The organism is Nitrospira sp. KM1, from assembly GCF_011405515.1.
GTDB lineage: Bacteria > Nitrospirota > Nitrospiria > Nitrospirales > Nitrospiraceae > Nitrospira_C.
In genome coordinates this window covers 760,902-780,541 of the sequence record NZ_AP022671.1, presented here as the reverse complement: position 1 = coordinate 780,541, position 19,640 = coordinate 760,902, and the positions used below count along the sequence as shown (strand labels likewise).

22 protein-coding genes are annotated in these 19,640 nt (G+C 58.3%); 17 read left to right on the top strand and 5 right to left on the bottom strand.

Annotated features, from left to right (window positions below; translation table 11 throughout):
• Positions 1 to 3: 3 nt before the first annotated feature.
• The 4 genes from W02_RS03615 (at position 4) to W02_RS03600 (ending at position 2,308) form a co-directional block, all read left to right on the top strand.
• Positions 4 to 387 carry a DoxX family protein gene (locus W02_RS03615; RefSeq protein WP_173044892.1) on the top strand — a complete coding sequence of 128 codons (384 nt, stop codon included), beginning with the start codon at positions 4 to 6 and terminating at the stop codon, positions 385 to 387.
• 61 nt (positions 388 to 448) lie between these two features.
• Positions 449 to 1,462: a methyltransferase gene (locus W02_RS03610; RefSeq protein WP_173044890.1), complete on the top strand. Its 1,014-nt coding sequence runs from the start codon at positions 449 to 451 to the stop codon at positions 1,460 to 1,462.
• A complete protein-coding gene (locus W02_RS03605) occupies positions 1,459 to 1,752 on the top strand; it encodes a hypothetical protein (RefSeq protein ID WP_173044888.1) in 294 nt (97 codons plus the stop codon). The genes W02_RS03610 and W02_RS03605 overlap by 4 nt, the downstream gene beginning before the upstream one ends.
• Positions 1,753 to 1,813: 61 nt before the next feature.
• A complete protein-coding gene (locus tag W02_RS03600; protein ID WP_173044886.1) occupies positions 1,814 to 2,308 on the top strand; it encodes a DUF2127 domain-containing protein in 495 nt (164 codons plus the stop codon).
• Between the two features lie 43 nt (positions 2,309 to 2,351).
• Here W02_RS03600 and W02_RS03595 read toward each other — a convergent pair whose 3' ends face one another.
• Positions 2,352 to 3,626 (bottom strand): hypothetical protein, encoded by a 1,275-nt coding sequence (locus W02_RS03595; protein ID WP_173044884.1) that lies wholly within the window; start codon positions 3,624 to 3,626, stop codon positions 2,352 to 2,354.
• Between the two features lie 295 nt (positions 3,627 to 3,921).
• Between W02_RS03595 and trmL the strand changes: the two genes are divergently transcribed.
• On the top strand, positions 3,922 to 4,386 hold the full coding sequence (trmL, locus tag W02_RS03590; RefSeq protein ID WP_173044882.1) for a tRNA (uridine(34)/cytosine(34)/5-carboxymethylaminomethyluridine(34)-2'-O)-methyltransferase TrmL: 465 nt from the start codon (positions 3,922 to 3,924) through the stop codon (positions 4,384 to 4,386).
• A gap of 80 nt (positions 4,387 to 4,466) precedes the next feature.
• Positions 4,467 to 6,086, top strand: a complete 1,620-nt coding sequence (locus W02_RS03585; RefSeq protein ID WP_232068642.1) for a peptide chain release factor 3 — start codon at positions 4,467 to 4,469, stop codon at positions 6,084 to 6,086.
• A gap of 19 nt (positions 6,087 to 6,105) precedes the next feature.
• On the opposite strand, the gene W02_RS03580 is transcribed toward W02_RS03585, so the two are convergent.
• Genes W02_RS03580 through W02_RS03570 form a run of 3 tightly spaced genes read right to left on the bottom strand, consistent with a single transcriptional unit; the run spans position 6,106 to position 9,342 of the window.
• On the bottom strand, positions 6,106 to 6,702 hold the full coding sequence (locus W02_RS03580; RefSeq protein ID WP_173044880.1) for a VOC family protein: 597 nt from the start codon (positions 6,700 to 6,702) through the stop codon (positions 6,106 to 6,108).
• Between the two features lie 16 nt (positions 6,703 to 6,718).
• Positions 6,719 to 8,257: an aldehyde dehydrogenase family protein gene (locus W02_RS03575; protein ID WP_173044878.1), complete on the bottom strand. Its 1,539-nt coding sequence runs from the start codon at positions 8,255 to 8,257 to the stop codon at positions 6,719 to 6,721.
• Positions 8,254 to 9,342 (bottom strand): saccharopine dehydrogenase family protein, encoded by a 1,089-nt coding sequence (locus W02_RS03570; protein WP_173044876.1) that lies wholly within the window; start codon positions 9,340 to 9,342, stop codon positions 8,254 to 8,256. The genes W02_RS03575 and W02_RS03570 overlap by 4 nt, the downstream gene beginning before the upstream one ends.
• Positions 9,343 to 9,498: 156 nt before the next feature.
• On the opposite strand from W02_RS03570, the gene W02_RS03565 reads away from it, so the two are divergent.
• The 11 genes from W02_RS03565 to W02_RS03515 all read left to right on the top strand — a co-directional run bounded on the left by W02_RS03565 (position 9,499) and on the right by W02_RS03515 (position 18,544).
• A complete protein-coding gene (locus W02_RS03565; protein ID WP_173044874.1) occupies positions 9,499 to 10,908 on the top strand; it encodes an ATP-binding protein in 1,410 nt (469 codons plus the stop codon).
• Positions 10,909 to 10,925: 17 nt separating this feature from the next.
• Positions 10,926 to 11,627, top strand: a complete 702-nt coding sequence (locus W02_RS03560) for a response regulator transcription factor (protein ID WP_173044871.1) — start codon at positions 10,926 to 10,928, stop codon at positions 11,625 to 11,627.
• Positions 11,628 to 11,791: 164 nt separating this feature from the next.
• Complete coding sequence (locus tag W02_RS03555) at positions 11,792 to 12,220, top strand: hypothetical protein (RefSeq protein ID WP_173044869.1); 429 nt, start codon at positions 11,792 to 11,794, stop codon at positions 12,218 to 12,220.
• A gap of 78 nt (positions 12,221 to 12,298) precedes the next feature.
• The gene (locus W02_RS03550; protein ID WP_173044867.1) at positions 12,299 to 12,583 is read left to right on the top strand and encodes a hypothetical protein; all 285 of its coding nucleotides are present in this window, start codon (positions 12,299 to 12,301) and stop codon (positions 12,581 to 12,583) included.
• Positions 12,570 to 12,935, top strand: coding sequence for a response regulator (locus tag W02_RS03545; protein ID WP_173044865.1), 366 nt, complete (start codon positions 12,570 to 12,572; stop codon positions 12,933 to 12,935). The genes W02_RS03550 and W02_RS03545 overlap by 14 nt, the downstream gene beginning before the upstream one ends.
• A gap of 512 nt (positions 12,936 to 13,447) precedes the next feature.
• The gene (locus tag W02_RS03540) at positions 13,448 to 13,765 is read left to right on the top strand and encodes a hypothetical protein (RefSeq protein WP_173044863.1); all 318 of its coding nucleotides are present in this window, start codon (positions 13,448 to 13,450) and stop codon (positions 13,763 to 13,765) included.
• Positions 13,766 to 13,825: 60 nt separating this feature from the next.
• Positions 13,826 to 14,665, top strand: a complete 840-nt coding sequence (locus tag W02_RS03535) for an aldo/keto reductase (protein WP_173044861.1) — start codon at positions 13,826 to 13,828, stop codon at positions 14,663 to 14,665.
• Between the two features lie 132 nt (positions 14,666 to 14,797).
• The gene (locus W02_RS03530) at positions 14,798 to 15,202 is read left to right on the top strand and encodes a response regulator (protein ID WP_173044859.1); all 405 of its coding nucleotides are present in this window, start codon (positions 14,798 to 14,800) and stop codon (positions 15,200 to 15,202) included.
• Positions 15,203 to 15,263: 61 nt separating this feature from the next.
• Positions 15,264 to 16,883, top strand: a complete 1,620-nt coding sequence (locus W02_RS03525) for a Na+/H+ antiporter (protein WP_173044857.1) — start codon at positions 15,264 to 15,266, stop codon at positions 16,881 to 16,883.
• Positions 16,880 to 17,317 carry a hypothetical protein gene (locus W02_RS03520; RefSeq protein WP_173044855.1) on the top strand — a complete coding sequence of 146 codons (438 nt, stop codon included), beginning with the start codon at positions 16,880 to 16,882 and terminating at the stop codon, positions 17,315 to 17,317. Before W02_RS03525 ends, W02_RS03520 begins: the two co-directional genes overlap by 4 nt.
• Before the next feature lie 3 nt (positions 17,318 to 17,320).
• Complete coding sequence (locus W02_RS03515; protein WP_173044853.1) at positions 17,321 to 18,544, top strand: TIGR03862 family flavoprotein; 1,224 nt, start codon at positions 17,321 to 17,323, stop codon at positions 18,542 to 18,544.
• Positions 18,545 to 18,637: 93 nt separating this feature from the next.
• Here W02_RS03515 and W02_RS03510 read toward each other — a convergent pair whose 3' ends face one another.
• Positions 18,638 to 19,606 (bottom strand): acetyl-CoA carboxylase carboxyltransferase subunit alpha, encoded by a 969-nt coding sequence (locus W02_RS03510; RefSeq protein WP_173044851.1) that lies wholly within the window; start codon positions 19,604 to 19,606, stop codon positions 18,638 to 18,640.
• Positions 19,607 to 19,640 lie beyond the last annotated feature (34 nt).

The following is a 19,640-nucleotide window of genomic DNA, read 5'->3' as shown; positions in this document are numbered from 1 at the left end:
GCGATGCCATCGTTTCTGCAAGGCTATGGTCCTCAAACCTACGCGCTTCTGCGCATCGTAACCGGCTTCCTGTTTCTGTGGCACGGCACACAGAAACTTTTCAGCATCCCGATTCCTCCGCCGCCCATTCCTTCTTTCGTGATCGGCGTGGCGGGTCCGATCGAACTGGTTGGAGGCACTCTCGTCATGATCGGACTCTATACCCGCTGGGCCGCATTTCTCTGCAGCGGGCTCATGGCTTTTGCCTATTGGATGGTCCATGGGCTCCAGGCTCCTCTCCCGATCCAGAATATGGGTGAGTTGGCCGCGCTCTACTGCTTTGTGTTTTTGTATATTTCGTCACAAGGGTCTGGCATCTGGAGCGTCGACGCAGGAAGGAAATCTTGAAGCAAGAGATGCGCGCATTGGATCACGGCAGTTTCTAGCCACGGTTCAGAAAGGATCATCCATGGCGGCACGGCACACAACTCCAGCGGCAATCCTTCAGCTCGGCACGGCGTTCTGGGGATCGAAGACGCTCCTGAGCGCGATCGAACTCGGCGTATTTACGGAACTCGCCAAGGGACCACTCGACCTTGCGGCATTGGCGGCACGCGTGAATCTTCATGAGCGAGGCGCGCGGGATTTTCTCGATGCTCTCGTTGCCTTGGGCATGCTCAAGCGAACCGGGGGGCGCTATGCCAACACTCCGGAGACGGGTCTATTTTTGGACCGCCACAAACCATCGTATGTGGGCGGCATACTCGAGATGGCGAACGCCAGACTGTACCGATTCTGGGGTTCGCTTACCGAGGGACTTCGAACAGGCAAGCCGCAGAATGAAGCCAAATCCGGTGAAGACTTCTTCGGGGCGTTGTATGCAGACCCGCGGCGGCTAGAAGGATTTCTCAAGGCCATGACGGGACTCAGCATCGGATCAGCCAAAGTTATCGCCAAGAAATTTACCTGGAAGCGCTACAAGACATTCACTGATGTGGGATGCGCACAGGGAGGCGTGGCGGTCGAAATTGCTTCGGCTCACAAACATCTGACCGGTTTCGGCATGGACTTGCCGGTCGTGCAGCCTGTCTTCGAGCGCTATATAGAAGCCAATCGGTTAGGGGCTCGGGTTCGCTTCCATGCCGGAAATTTCTTTAAGGATCCGCTTCCAAAGACCGATGTGCTGATCATGGGGCACATTCTGCATGATTGGAATCTCGAAGAGAAAATGATGCTGTTGCATAAAGCCCATGAGGCGCTGCCAACGGGCGGAGCCCTGATCATTCATGAGGCGTTGATCGACGATGCCAGGAAAACGAATGCCTTCGGCCTGTTGATGAGCCTCAACATGCTGATCGAAACCCCCGGGGGATTTGATTTCACGGGCGCAGATTGCCGGGCCTGGATGAAGACAGCGGGTTTCCGCAGCTCGAAGGTGGAACGGCTCACGGGTCCTGACTCTATGGTCATCGGGATCAAATGACGCGCGCGCGGCTGCTCCGCCACCTAGGAATGTGGGTTCTTGCCGGGGGCATCGTCTCCACCGTAAGCGCGACCGTGACTTCAGCCGACACACCCTGCGGAGAATGTTACCGTGCGGCCCAGGAAGCCTTCATGAAATGCATGGATAACGCCATTAGCCAGGAAGATAAAAATACGTGCGCAATAAATCAGGACGAAGAAACCCAACGTTGCGAAGCAGGCGAATGCAAAGCCGAACGCGACGCCATCGAGAAGGAAAGGAGCAACGCCAAGAAGGATCAGCCTCAGTAGGTCTTGAACCAACCTGTTCAGCCTGACAAACCTTGATGCCCGTGCTGTCCATTCTCAATCGATGAACTCCTCCCGTTCGCATAACGCCGGTTTGGCGATCATCGCCATATTTCGATTGATAAAAGGGGTTGCTCTGTTGATCCTTGCATTTGGTCTGCTTCGGATGGTGCATGCAGATATCGCGGCGCAATTTGCCAGCCTCATGGAGGTTCTGCACCTCAACGGAGACTCGCGAATCCTTCACGCGCTGGTGCTGCGGGTCGACGCGTTGCAGCCTCATACGGTGCTGATGGCGGGAGTCGTGAGTTTCATTTATGCGACGGTGCTGTTGATCGAGGGCACGGGGCTCTGGCTGGAAGCGTGGTGGGCTGCCTACATGACGGTCGTGTCAACCGGCTTGCTGATTCCGTTTGAACTCTATGAGATCATGGAACGGGCGACCACGTTTCGCATTGTTCTGCTGCTCGTCAATATCGCCGTCGTCGTCTATCTGGTTCACCACGTGAGGCGCACGGTCAGCATGACCGAGGCCCGTGCGAATGCACCTGCCGGCTGACGCGAGTCGGCGGATGGGCGCAGCGGGCTCGCTCGGCTGTTCTCTATAGCTGCTTGGACCAAAAAACGAAGAATCCATGACGTCCGGCCATCGGCGCGCCTCCGCTGTGGTCGCTGTAGATGCCGAAGTTGTAGCTGTAATTGATCTCCACTTGTGAGCGCCAGGGGGCTCCGCTGACGACACCTCCGCCCAGCGCCGGCATGGAGTCCATTTTCATCCGGATGCTTCTGTCCGGGTTGAAGCGAGGCTGCTCGACAAAGCCCCACGACCCGCGCACGTAGGGATAGAGGAAAAATATGGGTTCGTATCGGTATTCGAGATGCCCGATTCCATATCGAGTCGGGAATAATTCATTGAAGGCGACGCTCGGAAGCATCGGCAGTGCCAGGGCTTCCCATTCATAGCCCGTTGGTCGTCCGGGAAGGCGAAACGTCGAGAACCGGTCGAGATGTCTGCCGATCCCGCCATACAGCGATGTGACCAAACGGTGCTTCTCGCTGTTGACGAAGGGTACCCCGGTTGCGGCCAGGCCGAACACGCTGCCCATCACAAACTCCCGCTGCTGTTGGCCGTTGAAGGTGCCGAATTGGCCGCCGCCCCAATTGTCCCATTTCATGCGATGTCCGTAGATGAAGTCGCCCCCGAAGGCATAGCCGCGGTGCGGCAATTCCATGAGGTTGCGCTCCAATGCGTCCTTGCGCAGGCGGGCATGCACGTGGCCTTCGTAGGTGTCGTTCGGTACGACAAAGTTGGAGGCGGTCCGGCTCGTACCGCTGAACCACCGAAAACCCGGTTCGTAGGTGAGGGAGATTTCCAAGGCATTATCCTGATTGCCGGGTGAAAGCTGTTTGCGGTACGCGATGCCGAGACCCCCGAACACGTAGCTCCACTCGAGTTCGACGTCGCGGATGATCTGCCCTTCAACGTATTCAGCGCGACCGATCGGAATGATCATGGTGTTCAACGTCATACGGAGTTCCCAGCCGCTTGAGGAATGGCTTCCCACGTTGTACGTGAGGTCGTTGACGGGGCCGGAAAACGTTCCCCTGAACCGGCGTTTCTCGTCGTCGGAATTGCGCCAGACGTACAGGGCGCCGAACGGCAGGACCTGATAGAAACTCGGGCCATTCGGCAGGTATTCCACGCCGAAACTGGCGGCCGTGACGATTTTCCTGTCCCGCGCTTCCACCTTGACAGGCTCGCCCATGACTTCGGTATGAAACTCTTCGCCTGCGAGCGGGGTCTTTTCATCCTCTGCAAACCCGGACGATGGGATGGTCGCGCTCAGCGTCATGACGCAGAGGATGATTCGGACCATGCATCGACCGCGAATGTGAGGGGAAAGCAGCCGGAAGAAAGGCGGTACGCTTGATTTCACCGACCAGACGAATCGCATGCGTGCGTGAAAGACGCCCTTCGTAACACAACTCGTCAGGGAGGATGCCGTGACGGAAGCCCGCAGCCATCCGGCGAGCCCCAGAGGTCATATTTACTCATACGGTCGACATCGACCTTAGTCAAGCCATTTGGGTATGTGGCCAACTCAGCAAGGATTCCATCGACGCCGGATCGACGACCCATGATAGACTCGTTCCCCACGAGACCGCCGCGGTATGTTTGACGTCGTCCTATACGAGCCGGAAATTCCGCCCAATACCGGCAACATCATTCGCCTGTGCGCGAATACCGGCATCACGCTTCACCTGGTCAAACCGCTGGGATTTGCCATGGATGACCGCCAGCTACGCCGGGCCGGCCTTGATTACCATGAATACGCGGCGGTCACGCTCCACGAGAACTGGCGGGAATGCTTGAGACAATTCGATGGACGCAGACTCTTTGCGGTATCGACGAAGGGAAGTCGCCGCTATGACCAGGCTGATTTTCTCGAGGGAGATGTCTTCGTATTCGGCCCGGAGACGCGAGGCCTGCCCGCGGACATATTGAAGACCTTTCCGGATGACCGGCGCCTCAGGCTGCCGATGGTACAGGGAAGTCGAAGCCTCAATTTATCGAATGCCGCGGCGGTTGTGGTGTACGAAGCCTGGAGGCGCATCGAGTTTTCTGGTGGAAGCTGAATGCGTAGCGTCCGCCGCGCCGGCCATCCCTGGACGGAACGGCTCGCTGTTGCATTGCGTGTTGCACGATACAATGTGGTATGCTGCGCGCCGCTATGACCCCCGGCACTGCACTCCAACACGGACTGGCCGCTGCTGCTGCGCAGCGCCGAACGTTTGCGATTATCAGCCACCCGGATGCGGGCAAAACGACGCTAACGGAAAAATTGTTGTTGTATTCAGGACTCATCAGGACCGCCGGCATGGTTCGCGGGCGGAAAGGCGGCAAGACCGCCGCATCCGATTGGATGGGCATGGAACAGGAGCGAGGTATTTCAATCACCGCATCCGCGATGCAGTTTCCATACAAGGATGCCGTGATCAATCTTCTGGATACTCCCGGACACCAGGATTTTTCGGAAGACACCTACCGGACCCTGACCGCTGCAGACAGCGCGATCATGGTGATCGATGCCGCCAAAGGCGTCGAGGCGCAAACTCGTAAATTATTTGCCGTCTGCCGCATGCGGCGCATTCCGGTCCTGACGCTGATGAACAAGATGGATTTGCCGGGGCGTCCACCGTTGGACCTCATGACGGAAGTGGAAGAGGCGCTGAATATCCATGCCGCCGCAGTCAACTGGCCGATCGGATCCGGCAGTGATTTCGCCGGCATCGTGGACCGCGCAGATGACCGTGTGCAGCTTTTCAGCAGGACCGCCCATGGCGGAGCCACAAAGGTTGATGTCGCGCGCATGTTCTTGCGCGACCTGGAGGGCAGCGGACGAGTGACGCCGGAGGTGATCGCTGCCGTCCGGCATGATCTGGAATTGCTGGAGGTGGCGGGAAATCCGTTTTCCCGCGACCGTTTTCTCGAAGGAGATGTGACGCCGGTGTTTTTTGCGTCGGCGCTGACCAACTTCGGTATTGAGAGCTTTCTGGATGCATTCGTGTCCCTTGCGCCCGCCCCTGGGGCCAGACCGGCAGATGCGGACAACGGCGAGGAAGTGTCCATTGATCCCGTCGAGACTCCGTTCAGCGCCTATGTGTTCAAACTGCAGGCCAACATGAACCCGAAGCACCGGGATAGTACGGCGTTTTTGAGAGTCTGCTCGGGCCGTTTCGAACGCGACATGGTGGTCAGGCATCATCGCTTGGGGAAAGAGGTCCGCCTTTCCCGACCGCATAGCCTGGTGGCCCAGGAACGCAGCACGGTCGAAGAAGCGTTTCCCGGCGACATTATCGGGATTATCAATCCCGGCCTGTTTGCCATTGGGGATACGATCTCCGTCACAGGCGGGTTCAATTACAAGCCGTTGCCGCAGTTCCAACCGGAAATTTTCGCGAGAATCCGTCCGACCGATGTGGGCAAACGCAAGGCGTTCGACAGGGGCATGGAGCAAATGGCCCAAGAAGGGACCGTGCAGATCATGCGCAGCCTGAACGATCTCGAATCCCTGGTCGCGGCGGTCGGCCGTTTGCAGTTCGATGTGCTGCAGTATCGGCTGCGTCACGAGTACCGCGTCGAAACCATTCTGGATTCATTGGGATTTACCTGTAGCGCCTGGCTGGAAGGCGATCCAGCGACCTTCAAGGCCCCGTCCAATTCGATGCTGGTGAAGGACCAGCGCGGGCGAGTGGTGGTGTTGTTCGGGGATCAACTGATGAAAACGATCGCGAGAGACAGGAATCCGGCGCACGTGTTGCTGGACATGGGATAAAGGTTCCCAAGACGATGTCCTATCGTCCGGCTGAAGATTTCATCAAGCTGTCCGCCTGCGGAGGCATGAATCCCTGATAGCCGCGGTGCCGCTCGGCCAGTTCAAGAACGGAGAAGGGCTGGCCGTTCACCATCTCGGGAGTGGAAAAAATCTGCCGAAGCGGTCCTCCCGCTCCGCCGACAATCTTGCCGGCGAACACGACGCCTTTGTTCTTCAGCCGGTCGATGGCTTTCTCGATATCCTCAACCCTGGCCGCGATGTGATGGAAGGTCTCGTCTCCGAATGTGTTGACCCAGCCGGGTATGATACTGCTCCGGCCGCGCTCTCCCGGATAGGCCTGGTCGACGAAGAGAGCAGGGTACCCGGTCTTCCGGTACACCTTCGCGTACCAGTCGTCATATTCCAGTGTCTCGTCATAGGTGTACCCAAGCGACATGAACGGTCGTGCCCGGCGGTCGATGTCGAGTGTCCGCAACGTGACGTGATCCATGACAGGGTAGAAGCCCACGCCGGCTTCGTCGAGCATTTTCTTCAGCTGCGTGGCCGCGCTGTTCCGTGATAGATAGTCGGCGACCATCCGCTCCAGCAGTTCATCCAACTCCCGATTCGTATCCATGCGTTGCCTCGACCGGTTAAGGTGATGATCCGAATTTGATCCCTTGGGCCAACGGAAGCTCCCGTCCCCAGTTCACAGTATTGGTTTGACGGCGCATGTAGGCCTTCCATGAATCGGATCCCGCTTCCCGGCCTCCGCCGGTTTCCTTCTCGCCGCCGAAGGCGCCCCCAATTTCGGCTCCGGACGTACCGATGTTGACATTGGCGATGCCGCAATCGCTTCCCGCAGCCGACATGAACTGCTCACCATGACGCAGGCTATTCGTGAATAGCGCCGACGATAGGCCTTGCGGGACGTCGTTCTGCATCTGGACGGCTTCCTCGATGGTGCGGAAGGTCATCACATAGAGGATCGGTGCGAAAGTTTCCCGCTGCACGACCGGCCAGTCATTCTGGGCCCGTACAATCGTCGGTTCGACGAAGAAACCTGGACGGTCGAGCACACGGCCGCCGCACAGCACTTCGCCTCCGTCATGTGTCACGGCGGCAAGCGTCGCGCGAAAAGACTCGACCGCCGCCTGATCGATGAGCGGACCCATGAGCGTCGTGGCGTCCAACGGATTGCCGATTGAGATCTGATTATAGGCTTTGATCAACTTGCCGGTCAGCTCTTCTGCCCGCGCCTCGTGGATCAGTAGACGTCTGGTCGTCGTGCAGCGTTGGCCCGCGGTCCCGACTGAGCCGAAGACGATCGCGCGGAGCGCCAGTTCCAGGTCAGCGTCTTCGTCGACGATGACGGCATTATTGCCGCTGAGTTCGAGGAGGGTTCTTCCGAGTCGGTGGCTGACCGCCGATGCTACACGGCGGCCGACCGCCACCGACCCGGTAAATGAGATGAGCGGTAACCGCGCATCTTTGACCATGCGTTCGGCGAGCTCATCCTGATCGGTGACGCACAGGGAAAAAATTCCGGTATAACCCTGCTGCTCCATCACGCGGTTGCAGATGTGCTGGATGGCAATGGCGCAAAGGGGAGCTTTTGGTGAAGGTTTCCAGATCACCGTGTCGCCCGCGACTGCGGCCAGGAACGCGTTCCATGCCCAGACGGCGACCGGGAAGTTGAACGCCGTGATGATTCCCACCGGTCCCAGCGGATGCCACTGCTCGGACATGCGGTGGGAGGGCCGTTCAGACGGCATCGTCGCACCGTACAGCATGCGGGATTGACCGACCGCAAAGTCGGCCATATCGATCATTTCCTGAACTTCGCCATCACCTTCCGCCTTGATCTTCCCTACCTCAAGCGAGACCAGGGTGCCCAGCTCATGTTTCTTCTCTCGGAGAGCGTGCCCGATCAATCGAACCAGTTCACCGCGTCTGGGCGCAGGCACCGAGCGCCATTGAAGAAATGTCTCATGTGATTCTTTAATAATGCGTTCATAATCATCTGCTGCGCAAGGGTGAATGCCGGCAATCACATCGCCGGTTGCTGGGTTGATCGATTGCAACACCGGGCCGGCTTTTTGTGAACTCGACCACCAGCTATGCCCGGTGCTTCCTCCCGGGTTCAGCGCGTGAACACCGAGATCTTTGAGGACCGTGTGCCATGTGCTCATCGGTAATAGGCTCCAAAATCGTTTCTGAGGAAATCGGGCAGTGAAATGGATTCCTGCGCGACGAATCCATTGTATCGTCCGGGATTGTTGAGCGCGAGGTCGGCCACGCAGCACACGCTGGAAGCCGTCGTCACTTGAATGGCCGACCACACTCTTCCCTTGATAGGTTGGGAATAGATTTTCTTCACGTAATTTTCCTCAAAGAACCCGGCCTCGCTCGTTCCGGACACGGAGGCATAGATCAGGACCACATCCTGCAGCGTCTGCGGGATCGCATGTTCGAGGACGCGCTTCAGCGTCGCCCGGTCTTCGTTCAGTTTAAGATCCTTCATGAGGAAATGAATTTTTTCGCAATGTCCGGGATACCGCAGCGTTTTGTAATTCATCGTCCGCACGGTGCCGGCTGCAGTGTCGGCGAGCGTGCCGAGACCTCCGGATGTGTTGAACGCCTCGTACAACAATCCGTCCAGTTCGATGGTTTCATATCCTTCAAGCGGCTGAAGCGGAACTTTCGCCCCTTCTTCGATGCCGTAACAGAGATTCCCATACTCATTGATGAGACCGTCCGTGGACCAGGTCAGTGAATATTTGAGCGCATTGCTGGGATGGAGCGGAAGCGCTCCGACACGCATTTTGACCGTGTCCAGTTGCTCGAAGTGAGACATGAGGTCATGGGTGACGATGCTGATGAATCCGGGTGCCAGGCCGCATTGTGGGAAGAAAGCGGTTGAAGCACCGGTGCTGATGTGGCGGATCCTGTCAGTCACTGCGACATCTTCGGTCAGGTCGAAATAATGGATGTGATGGGAACGGGCAAGTTCCGCCACGGCTGGATTGCAAAAATAGGGCAGGCTTGAAATCACCGCATCCATAGGATGGGCCGAGAGATAGGCGTCAAGTTGATGAGGTTGGCGGGCGTCCAGGAGGCAGGGGGTGACACGTTCGAGGCCGAGGTCTTCGACGAGATGCTTCGCGACGGCCAGCGATTGGTCGCCCAGGTGAATAGTGTAGCCGGCCTGTTCGGCAAGCAAGCAGGCGATGAGAGAACCAATTTTGCCGGCGCCGAGAACGAGTATGCGATGCATGCCAGCCTCGTCCATCTGACCCACTGCGTCAGTATACTCCTTCACCGGGATTTCACCATGGGAATTGAGTCACTGGGCATGACGGCCACAGAACGGGCTAGTTCTGTGGAGTTGCCCGCTATGACCCTGCTATGATGTTTCCGGCCGGAGGTCGCTATGAGCGAGGCGGGGATCTCCATCTCCGGGCGGAGTCGCAAAGGCAACTGGACGTTTGCCGGCATTTTCGGTCTTCTGGTCATCACCGCTGTTTCGATCATTCCCTTGACCCTGACCAGCATTCACTATCAGGAGTCGGATGCGCTCGTCATCGACGTCGCAGGTCGTCAGCGCATGCTCATCGAGCGCTATACAAAAGAGTTGCTGCTTGAGAGTCAGGGCCCGGTTGGTCGGCATGAGCGGACATTGGAATTGCTGAAGCATCGGGTCACGTCATTGCTTGATGGAGGTCCTGTTGGATTGGGCGATGACCGCATGACGGGCCCGGTGCTGCCACCGGCTCCGACGGAAGCGATTCGGGCCGGATTGCGTGAGCAACGCCGCCTTCTGGACGGACTCTCGGTTATGGCGGGCGCCATGCTGAATGCCTCAAGCCGTGGACCCGACTTCATTCGACAGAGGGACGAAATGCTTCATGAAAGTGATGCCCTGCTGATTGTCGCCAATGATGTCGTCTCGCTCCTGACTCGGCATTCCGCGGCTCGCATTAATGCCCTGATCCGTTGGGAGCTCCTTGCCGTCCTGGTCGTGATCGGAGTCGGCTCGCTACGGACCTGGCAGTTTCAACAGGCTGAGGCCGAGGTTGAGCGCAGTCAGGCGACCGTGATGGAGGCCTTTCGCCAGCGGGATGCGGTCAAGTCCTCCTTGCTGTCATCGGTATCACACGAACTGCGAACTCCGTTGACATCGATCAAGACCATGCTGTTCAACCTTCGCGACGACGCGGCCATGCTTCAGGCGCCGTTGCGACAGGAGTTGATTCATCGCATCGATGAAGAACTCGACTATCTGGATAGGTTGGTCGGCAACCTTCTAGACATGTCCCGCATCGAGGCGGGGGCGATGTGTCGAAACCGAGAATGGCACCTGTTGGAGGAGCTGGCGGAAGGGGCGGTCCGTCTGGTCAGCGCTCGTTTCAACGGACGCCTGCTCGAAATCAATCTTGATCCCGATATCCCTCCACTGTGGGTGGACGGGGTTGAGATCCAGCAGGTTCTGGTCAATCTGCTGGACAATGCGATAAAATTTTCCCCTCCTGGGGCATCGATCGCACTGCGATCCAAACGGACGAGCAACTACATCGAGGTCAGCGTCGCGAACGATGGACCGGGAATTCCTGAAACAGAACTCCAGAAGATCTTTGATCGATTCTACCGCGTCCCTGCGCGAGGTTCCTCTCGGATTCCCGGCACCGGCCTTGGATTGGCGATCTGCAAGGCCATCGTCGAATCTCACGGCGGAGAGATCGCCGCACGCTCGACTCCAGGATCGCACACGATCATCGAGTTCACCTTGCCCCTGGCGACGCGGGACGCGGTGCGTACGCTGCACCACCTGTCGCACGCCTGATTTCTCCGAGTGCAAGCATGCGCGGAGCCAAAATCCTAGTTGTCGATGACGAGCCGCCGATCAGGCGATCCCTGCAGGTCAATCTGGAGGCCAGAGGCTACGACGTTGAAACGGCGGATACGGGTGAACAGGCCTTGGCGATGGTCCGAAACCGTCATCCGGACGTGATCATTCTGGATCTCTTGCTGCCGGAGATGAACGGTGTGGACGTGACGCGTCACGTTCGAGCCTTGTCCTCGGTGCCTATCATCGTCCTCTCCGCCATCGGCGACGAGCGCCGAAAAGTCGAAGCACTGGAAGCCGGTGCGGACGACTACATGACGAAGCCCTTCGGCGTCGATGAATTATTGGCGCGGATTCGCTCGTTGCTCAGACGTGCGGCCGGCGCTCGCGGCACGCAGCCAATCTTTTCTTCCGGCGGACTGTCGGTCAATTTCGACCGCCGTGAGGTCGTCGTGAATGGGGAGCCGGTGAAATTGACGCCGACCGAATATGATTTGTTGAAGTACATGATCGAACATGCCGGAAAGGTTCTGACCCATCGCATGCTGCTCGAAGCCGTGTGGGGAGAGGCCTATAGTGATCAAGCGCAATATCTCCGCGTCTTCGTGGGGCAGCTGAGGAAGAAGATCGAAAAAGCTCCGGCCCGTCCCTCGTTTATCCTGACGGACCCCGGTGTCGGCTATCGGTTTTGCATCGAGTCCGATTCTGTATCCTGAGTTCTCCCGCCGTTTACTGAACCGTGTGGCATCCCCGGTCCTCCCTGATCTTTATGCAATCTTTATAGGTGGCGCGACAACGCCGTATCGAGTCTTTATGCCGGTCTGGCATAGGCTCATTCCTGACGCCGCTGCTTACGTTGGTAAGGCAAAAGGAGCCCGCCATGAAATCTCCGCGCTGCATCCGTCACATCGGAATATGCGCTTGGTTGCTGATGCCCTTCTCTCCCGAGGCTGTCACCATGCCGGCCGCCCGGGCAGACGCACTCATGGCGGATATCGCCTTTGAAACGAGCGCGCCATACTATCAGCCGCAGTTGGCAATCGTTGCCGCAGGGATGCCGGTTCGGTGGTCGAACGGAACGGCCTCGCCGCACAGCATCCGCCATGACGGCTGCCTGACCGACGGCGTCTGTGCATTCAATTCTGTCTTTGTGCCGCCCGACAACAGCTTTGCGATTGCCCCGTTGCCGCCCGGCCGCTACCCGTATCATTGCGAGTTGCATCCGATCATGCGGGGCACCCTGGTCGTGATCGAATCACCGCAGGGCACCGTTGGGGCTGAGATTACTCTGCCAGATTCGATCCGATGATAATTGATGAGTCGTAACAGAGAGGCACTGGGCATGCATCGGGTGTGTGGGCGTAACAGCAGATGAAGGAGGTCGCCTATGGTTGGTCGGGAGGCTGGGACAGGAGAAGGCCGTGGACGGGACGGATTGCCTGAGGACCGGATACTGGCCGTTGTGCAGTACGACCTATGGATGCCGATCGAAGAAGTCATGGAGCACATTCCCGACATGAGCTGGACGCAGCTGTTTCTCGGCGTAGACATTCTGAGCCGCCGGGGAGATGTCGAGCTGCGTAGAAAAGGATTTACTTACATGGTGCGCTTGGCGCAATTCTCCGGACACAAGAGAGGCGAGGATGGCGCGGCGCATCATGATCATCGATGACGATCGATTTATCTGCGAGGCGCTCAAAGACAGATTCGACTCATTGGGCTACGAGGGGATGGCGTTCACCGACGGATGCTCGGCGCTCGCGACGATAGCCTTGGAAACCGCCCGGTCTCCCGTCGATCTGGTCCTTCTCGATCTGCATATGCCGGGCATGGACGGGATGTGGGTGTTGGGGGAACTCCAAGTCCGCCATGCCGAGATCCCGGTCATCATGATGTCGGGGCATCCTGAACGGAAAGCGTTCGAGGATGCGGTCCGTGCCGGCGCCCGCGATTACGTGCGCAAGCCCATCGATTTCGGATTGCTGGAGCAGAAGATCAAAACAATATTCGGCATCGCCCCATAAGCTCTCCGAGCCCCTTTCCTGTTCAGGCGTTTCCCCAGTATACTAGCAGGCCGTTGAAAAACTGTTTTGGACCCCGGAAAACACAGAGCCGGGCATGATCGCTGATTGGGTTGGAAGAGCTCATAGGATGTTCAAAAAGGCCTTCCGGCAAGGCCGCAGCGAGGTCCGCGACGCGAAGAATAATGAGCGTCACGGTTGCGGACGGGCGCGAGTCGGTGAGCGCCCCGTGTCTTAGAGGTGAATCGTAACATTTCTCACCCGCCCGCCCCGAGCGGCCCAAGCCGCTCTTACCCGGGCCGTACGCTGAGCCTCTGAGGTTCACGCCGTGCCGAATAAGGCACGGCACGCCTGTGAACGCCGCCGAGATAGTGAGGCGGCAGTGTCCCGCGAGAACAAAGCTTGGTGAAGACGCGTCTCGGCGCGTCCGGGCGGGTGGGTGATATGAGCGACTTTTTCAACATCCTGCTAGGACTTTTCGCGCCATGCCTGTCCAAGGCAGGAGGAGGGTCTCTATGAACGCAGTGCTGATCGGTATGGCAATCGTCTACATGACTGTTCTATCAGGGAGCATGGACGTCCTTTCGATGGCGCAAGCCGAAGAACCGGCCGTCGAGCTCAATAGCCTGGATTCCGTCCGCCAAGCGCTCGAACAGCAGGCTGGGAAACGGGTCAAGGTTAAATTGGTATCCGGACATGATCTCGATGGCAAAGTCGCAAAGGTGGGTGCGCAGGCCGTCGTCATGACAGAACTGGCGAGCATGGAATTTTACGACGCCACGATCCGTATCGACCAGATTGCCGCGGTCATCGTCAAAGCACGAAGTAAGTAGAGCGAAACGATCACTGTAATGAGCTGAACCTCAATCAGACAAGGTAGAGCGAAGATCACCATGACATTTTCGACCTATACCGGCACGGCGATTCCTTCCTTTATGTATGGCACCGCCTGGAAAAAGGACGCCACGACGCGACTGGTGTTGGAGGCGGTCCAGGCAGGCTTTACCGCCATTGATACGGCGAACCAGTTGATCCACTACGATGAGGCACGAGTCGGGGAGGCCCTCAAGCAGTTGTCGGCCCAAGGGGTCGCGCGCGAAAGACTATTTCTCCAAACAAAATTCACGCCAGTCAATGGCCAGGATCACCGCACCCCATACGATGCATCCGCCGATGTGCCGACTCAGGTGGCACAATCGTTCGATAGCTCGCTGGCCCATCTGCACACCGACTATCTCGATTCGTATGTGCTGCACGGCCCCTATTATCGTCGTGGGTTGGGCGCAGAGGATTGGCAGGTTTGGTCGGCGATGGAGCGACTGTACGAATCCAAAAGAACAAGAATGATAGGGATCAGCAACGTCTCTGCCGAACAATTGTCGTTACTCTGCGAGAAGGCGGCGCACAAGCCCATGGTGGTCCAGAACCGCTGCTATGCAGCATTCGGATGGGACCATGAGGTCCGGGAACTATGCCGTGCCCATGGTATTGTGTACCAAGGGTTTTCGCTGCTGACGGCCAATCGAGAGGTCCTGATCGATTCCGATATCCGATCGATGGCCGCGAAGTATGAAACCGGACCCGCCCAGATCATCTTCCGGTTTTCCATGCAGATTGGAATGCTTCCCCTCACCGGCACGACCAACCCGCAGCATATGGCAGCGGACCTTCAATCCGAGCGCTTTACCCTCTCACCGGACGAACTGCAGCGGATTGAGTCGATCGGGCGTTGAAATCGATCCGTCGGCTGCTAGCATACGTCTGCAAAGGCACCTGGCGTAGCCGCCAGTACTCCAAATCCCGCTCCTTTGGCACAAGAACAGATGTCCGGAGAGTGGTCGGCTTATCTGCGAGGGATGATAGCCGTGGGGGACATCCTGTTGATCGACGATGAAGCTTCCGTACGAAAACTGCTTAGCATCGTTCTGAAGAGCGCCGGCCACCAGGTAGCCGAAGCATCGTCCGGCAAGGAGGGGGTCCGCCGGCTCCGGGAGCATCCTTTCGAGCTGGTAATCACCGATATATTGATGCCCGATATGGATGGGCTCGAAATCACGAGAGCCATCCACCAGGATTTTCCACAGGTAAAAATCGTCGTCGTATCGGGCGGACGTCAGGATATGGGTTTCTGCAATGCCGCACGATACCTTGGGGCGCATGCCACTCTCGCCAAACCTGTTCCCCTCGAATTGCTTCTGGAAACCGTTTCGCGCCAATTGGATCGGCCGGATGAGGCCCCCCCCTCCCGTTCAATGTCTTCTTCTCATTGACACTCCGGATCGGCACTCGTTAGCCTAGCGCCTGCTCTCGAACCACTTTGAGGGGCTGTTCATGGAAGATTTGCATCAACTCGAAATCGTCATCCTGCTGCTGGCCATCGTTCTGGCCCTGACGACGCTCGCGCAGAAGATCATGATCCCGTATCCTATTTTGCTGGTGCTGGGCGGACTGGTCCTGGGCATCATCCCCGGCGTGCCGACGGTCACATTCAATCCGGACCTCGTGTTCCTCGTTTTTCTGCCTCCGATCCTGTGGGCGGCGGCCTATTTCACTTCATTTCGTGATTTTCGCCAGAATCTGAGACCCATCTTTCTCCTGGCCGTCGGACTGGTTCTGGTCACGACCGTGGTGGTGGCTGTCGTCGCCAGGATGCTGTTTCCCGGGATGGAGTGGGCCGCCGCAATCGCCCTCGGAGCCATTGTGTCGCCTCCCGATGCCGTTTCTGCCACGGCGATCGGAAAGCGACTGGGAATTCCACGGCGAGTCGTAACGATTCTAGAGGGAGAAAGTCTCGTCAACGATGCCACGGCGTTGGTACTGTATCGCGTGGCGGTGGGAGCCGCGGCGAGCGGCACCTTCATGATCGGAGATGCGGCCACCCAGTTCGTCTACGCGGCCATCATCGGCGCGGCGGTCGGCATCGGCGTGTCGTTCCTCACGCGATGGGCGTTGTGCTATAGCGAGGACAGTTTTACTCAGGTGGCGATCACCTTGCTGTCACCCTACATTGCATGGGTGATCAGCGAATCCCTTCATGCATCGGCTGTCCTGGCGTGCGTGGCCGGCGGGATTCATCTACGGCAAACATTCAGCAACGCGGTGGCGCCTGCCACGCGGTTTCAGGCTCGTGCGGTCTGGGACCTGCTCATCTTCATGCTCAACGGCGTCATTTTCATCCTCATCGGGTTGCAGTTGGGCGCGCTGCGGGGCGCCATTTCCCCCGACCAGATCGGCTCTCTGTTGAGAGCGGGAGCACTGGTCAGCGTGACGGTCATCGTCGTGCGTCTCATCTGGGTTCCACTTGCCGCAGTCATTCCCAGATGGTTCAGCGCGTCGGTTCGTAAGAAGGAACCGACGCCTCCCTGGACCTGGGTCTTTCTCGTCTCTTGGACCGGAATGCGGGGGATCGTGACGTTGGCTGCCGCGCTGGCACTGCCGGTGACCACGCAGTCCGGAAGCCCTTTTCCATTTCGTGAGGAAATTATTCTGATCAGTTTTGCCGTGATCCTGGCAACTCTTGTCTTTCAGGGGTTGTCCCTGCCGCCTCTGATCCGTCTCCTGCCACGTACGGAAGATCACGGACTCGAACAAGAGGAACGTCTCGCGCGTGAACATGCGGTGACGGCGGCCTTGAATCGCTTGGATCAGGTCAGAGCCGAGGACTGGATTGCTCCAGAGCACGTCGAACGACTGAAACTGCAGTACAGCCGGAGACTCGAACGTTTTGCACGGGCGGCGTCGGCTGACGGCACTGTGTTCGCCGACTCGACCGCCGCCTTTCAGCGGCTACAACATGAAACCATGACCGCGGAGCGTCTGGCGCTCGTCGGGCTGCGCAATGACGGGACGATCAGCGATGACGTGTTGCATCATCTGGAACAGGAGCTCGACGTGGCGGCTCTTCATCTCGGTGTCGGAGAACGCCGCGTTGAAAGATCACGTCATCGATGAACCGACCCAAGAGCCTCTGTCGCAATTCTGTCGTCCAGTGTGAACGGACCGGCTGCGGGATCGCGAGTGTGGCAGCCGTTGCCGGCGTGTCTTATGCCGCGGCCAAGACGGCTGCAGATGAATTGGGGATTTCCGCGGCAGATGCGCGATTGTGGTCTGACACCCAACCCGTGCGGCGTTTGCTCACGCGATTTGGATATCGATCGGCAATGCCGCGACCATTTCGTTCGTGGCAGCGGCTGCCTCCGATGGCGCTCTTGGCAATCAAGTGGCATGTCAAGGATGGTCGACCGTACTGGCATTGGGTCGTGTTTGTCAGGACCAGCGATTGTACATGCGTACTGGATTCGAAAAAATCGTTGAAGGTCCACGTCAGGACGGACTTCGGGCGGATGAAGCCGAAATGGTATCTTGCGGTGTCGGCCAAGAGGTGAGTTTTGGACATTCACATCATCGGTGGCGGTCCGGCCGGATTAATGGCCGCGGAGTCGGTCAGGAGCGAAGACGTTCGAGTACACGTCTTTGATGCCATGCCATCGGTTGGCCGCAAGCTACTGCTGGCCGGCAAAGGTGGTCTCAATCTGACCCATGCCGAGCCGGCGTGTCTCTTCCTCTCGCGGTATGGCGGGCGCGAGGGGGAACTGACGCCTCTCCTGTCGGCCTTCGATGCAACAGCCGTCCGTACATGGGCCGGGGAGCTGGGAATCTCCACCATTGTCGGGACCTCAGGGCGCGTCTTTCCAACTGATTTCAAAGCTGCCCCGCTGTTACGAGCCTGGCTGCGCCGGCTTCGCAGCGGCGGAGTGACGTTTCATTTGCGGCACCGCTGGTGCGGATGGGACGAGTCCGGAGGCCTCCGATTTGAGACCCCACAGGGCATACGCGCCGTCTCATCGGTGACCACCATTCTCGCACTGGGTGGCGCAAGTTGGCCGAAGACCGGCTCGGATGGCTCATGGGTTCCATTCCTAAAAATGCGCGGCATCGATGTGGCTCCGCTCCGCCCTGCCAACTGCGGATTTGACGTCAACTGGAGCGATCATATCCGAGAACGATTTGAAGGATGTCCGGTCAAAGCGGTCGAGGTGTCGGCGCACGATGCCTCGGATCTCCCTGTCAGGAGGCAAGGACAGTTCGTCGTCACCAAATACGGAGTCGAGGGAGGCGTCATCTATTCGATTGCGGCGCTTCTTCGCGACCGGATCGACCGCGCCGGTTCGGCTATGCTGCATCTCGACCTCAGTCCGGACCGCGACCTGACCCGCCTTGTCACCGATCTTTCAAGACCACGAGGAAAGCGGACCGTGGCGACGCATCTTCAACGCTATGCGGGGATCGAGGGGGTCAAGTCGGCGCTGCTGCGCGAGGTGGTGCCGAAGGAAGACTTTGGCAATCCGGTGAGCTTGGCGAGGGCAATCAAATCGTTGCCAATCAAATTGACTGCGGCCAGACCGGTTCGTGAAGCGATCAGCACGGCGGGAGGCGTGCGATTCGAAGGGCTGGATGAATGGCTCATGTTCCGACAGATCCACGGCGTCTTCTGCGCCGGTGAAATGCTGGACTGGGAGGCGCCGACTGGCGGCTACCTGCTGACCGCCTGCCTCGCCAGCGGTCGTGCGGCTGGAATCGGAGCGGCACGATGGATGCGTCTCAACCGATGAGATATTTCGCACCGTCGGCGAGGAGAAGACGATAGCCGAAAGGGCGCTGTTCTCGAGCGTACTCAAAAGGAAGAGTCAGGGAGTCGCGAACAATTACAGGGTAGGAGAGTCCATGCCGCTGACAGATCCAATGCGGCGATATTTTTGGTCGCGTTGCTCAAGGAGTTGACTGGGAGAGTATTCGGTAAGAGGGAACAGATGATTCGTGAGCGCTTTGGCCACACGGTCGGTGACGGCTTTGGGTTCGCGATGAGCGCCTCCGATGGGCTCAGGAATGACGTCATCGACGATGCCGAGTTGCAAAAGATCCTGGGCCGTCATTTTCAGCGCCGTGGCGGCGTCCGGTACTTTAGCCGGATCGTCCCACAGGATCGCAGCGCAGCCTTCCGGAGAAATGACCGAATAGACGCCATGCTCGAGCATGAGAACCTTGTCCGATACCCCAAGCGCGAGTGCGCCACCGCTGCCGCCCTCACCGATGACGACCGAGACGATGGGCACCGTTAATCGCGACATGACGAGAAGATTTCTCGCAATGGCTTCTGCCTGTCCGCGTTCTTCCGCGCCGATCCCGGGATACGCGCCGGGGGTATCGATAAACGTGATGATCGGCCGGCTGAACTTTTCCGCCATTTTCATAAGCCTGAGCGCTTTGCGGTATCCTTCCGGATTCGGCATGCCAAAATTGCGCTGCATGCGCTCCTTCAGGGTCTTGCCTTTTTGATGGCCGATGACCATGACCGATCGGTCGTTGAATCGTGCAAAGCCGCCGACGATGGCACGGTCGTCGCCGAAGGCGCGGTCTCCGTGAAATTCAAGAAAGTCGCGGAAGATTTCGTTGATATAGTCCAGTGTGCTGGGTCGTTGCGGGTGTCGCGCGAGTTGCGTCCGTTGCCACGGGGTGAGGCGGCCGTACAGCTCATGCTCGAGCTGTGCCAATTTCATCCGCAGCTTGCGGACTTCTTCCTGCTGATTGGACTTGCCGCTTCCGGACGAGGCCAGCTTTTCGATCTTTTCCTCGACCTCGCGGAGCGGTTTTTCAAATTCAAGGTAATCGCGCATACCGTTCTATCTATAGGGAAAAGCGTTGATACAG

Excerpts from the sequence above, each read along its gene's own strand:
- W02_RS03535 (WP_173044861.1), top strand. The coding sequence starts at position 13,826 with ATGACATTTTCGACCTATACCGGCACGGCGATTCCTTCCTTTATGTAT.
- W02_RS03565 (WP_173044874.1), top strand. The coding sequence starts at position 9,499 with ATGAGCGAGGCGGGGATCTCCATCTCCGGGCGGAGTCGCAAAGGCAAC.
- W02_RS03605 (WP_173044888.1), top strand. The coding sequence starts at position 1,459 with ATGACGCGCGCGCGGCTGCTCCGCCACCTAGGAATGTGGGTTCTTGCC.
- W02_RS03595 (WP_173044884.1), bottom strand. The coding sequence starts at position 3,626 with ATGGTCCGAATCATCCTCTGCGTCATGACGCTGAGCGCGACCATCCCA.
- W02_RS03525 (WP_173044857.1), top strand. The coding sequence starts at position 15,264 with ATGGAAGATTTGCATCAACTCGAAATCGTCATCCTGCTGCTGGCCATC.
- W02_RS03545 (WP_173044865.1), top strand. The coding sequence starts at position 12,570 with ATGATCATCGATGACGATCGATTTATCTGCGAGGCGCTCAAAGACAGA.
- W02_RS03580 (WP_173044880.1), bottom strand. The coding sequence starts at position 6,702 with ATGGATACGAATCGGGAGTTGGATGAACTGCTGGAGCGGATGGTCGCC.
- W02_RS03615 (WP_173044892.1), top strand. The coding sequence starts at position 4 with ATGCCATCGTTTCTGCAAGGCTATGGTCCTCAAACCTACGCGCTTCTG.
- W02_RS03560 (WP_173044871.1), top strand. The coding sequence starts at position 10,926 with ATGCGCGGAGCCAAAATCCTAGTTGTCGATGACGAGCCGCCGATCAGG.
- W02_RS03610 (WP_173044890.1), top strand. The coding sequence starts at position 449 with ATGGCGGCACGGCACACAACTCCAGCGGCAATCCTTCAGCTCGGCACG.
- W02_RS03540 (WP_173044863.1), top strand. The coding sequence starts at position 13,448 with ATGAACGCAGTGCTGATCGGTATGGCAATCGTCTACATGACTGTTCTA.
- trmL (WP_173044882.1), top strand. The coding sequence starts at position 3,922 with ATGTTTGACGTCGTCCTATACGAGCCGGAAATTCCGCCCAATACCGGC.
- W02_RS03555 (WP_173044869.1), top strand. The coding sequence starts at position 11,792 with ATGAAATCTCCGCGCTGCATCCGTCACATCGGAATATGCGCTTGGTTG.
- W02_RS03550 (WP_173044867.1), top strand. The coding sequence starts at position 12,299 with ATGGTTGGTCGGGAGGCTGGGACAGGAGAAGGCCGTGGACGGGACGGA.
- W02_RS03575 (WP_173044878.1), bottom strand. The coding sequence starts at position 8,257 with ATGAGCACATGGCACACGGTCCTCAAAGATCTCGGTGTTCACGCGCTG.
- W02_RS03570 (WP_173044876.1), bottom strand. The coding sequence starts at position 9,342 with ATGCATCGCATACTCGTTCTCGGCGCCGGCAAAATTGGTTCTCTCATC.
- W02_RS03600 (WP_173044886.1), top strand. The coding sequence starts at position 1,814 with ATGAACTCCTCCCGTTCGCATAACGCCGGTTTGGCGATCATCGCCATA.
- W02_RS03510 (WP_173044851.1), bottom strand. The coding sequence starts at position 19,606 with ATGCGCGATTACCTTGAATTTGAAAAACCGCTCCGCGAGGTCGAGGAA.
- W02_RS03520 (WP_173044855.1), top strand. The coding sequence starts at position 16,880 with ATGAACCGACCCAAGAGCCTCTGTCGCAATTCTGTCGTCCAGTGTGAA.
- W02_RS03585 (WP_232068642.1), top strand. The coding sequence starts at position 4,467 with ATGCTGCGCGCCGCTATGACCCCCGGCACTGCACTCCAACACGGACTG.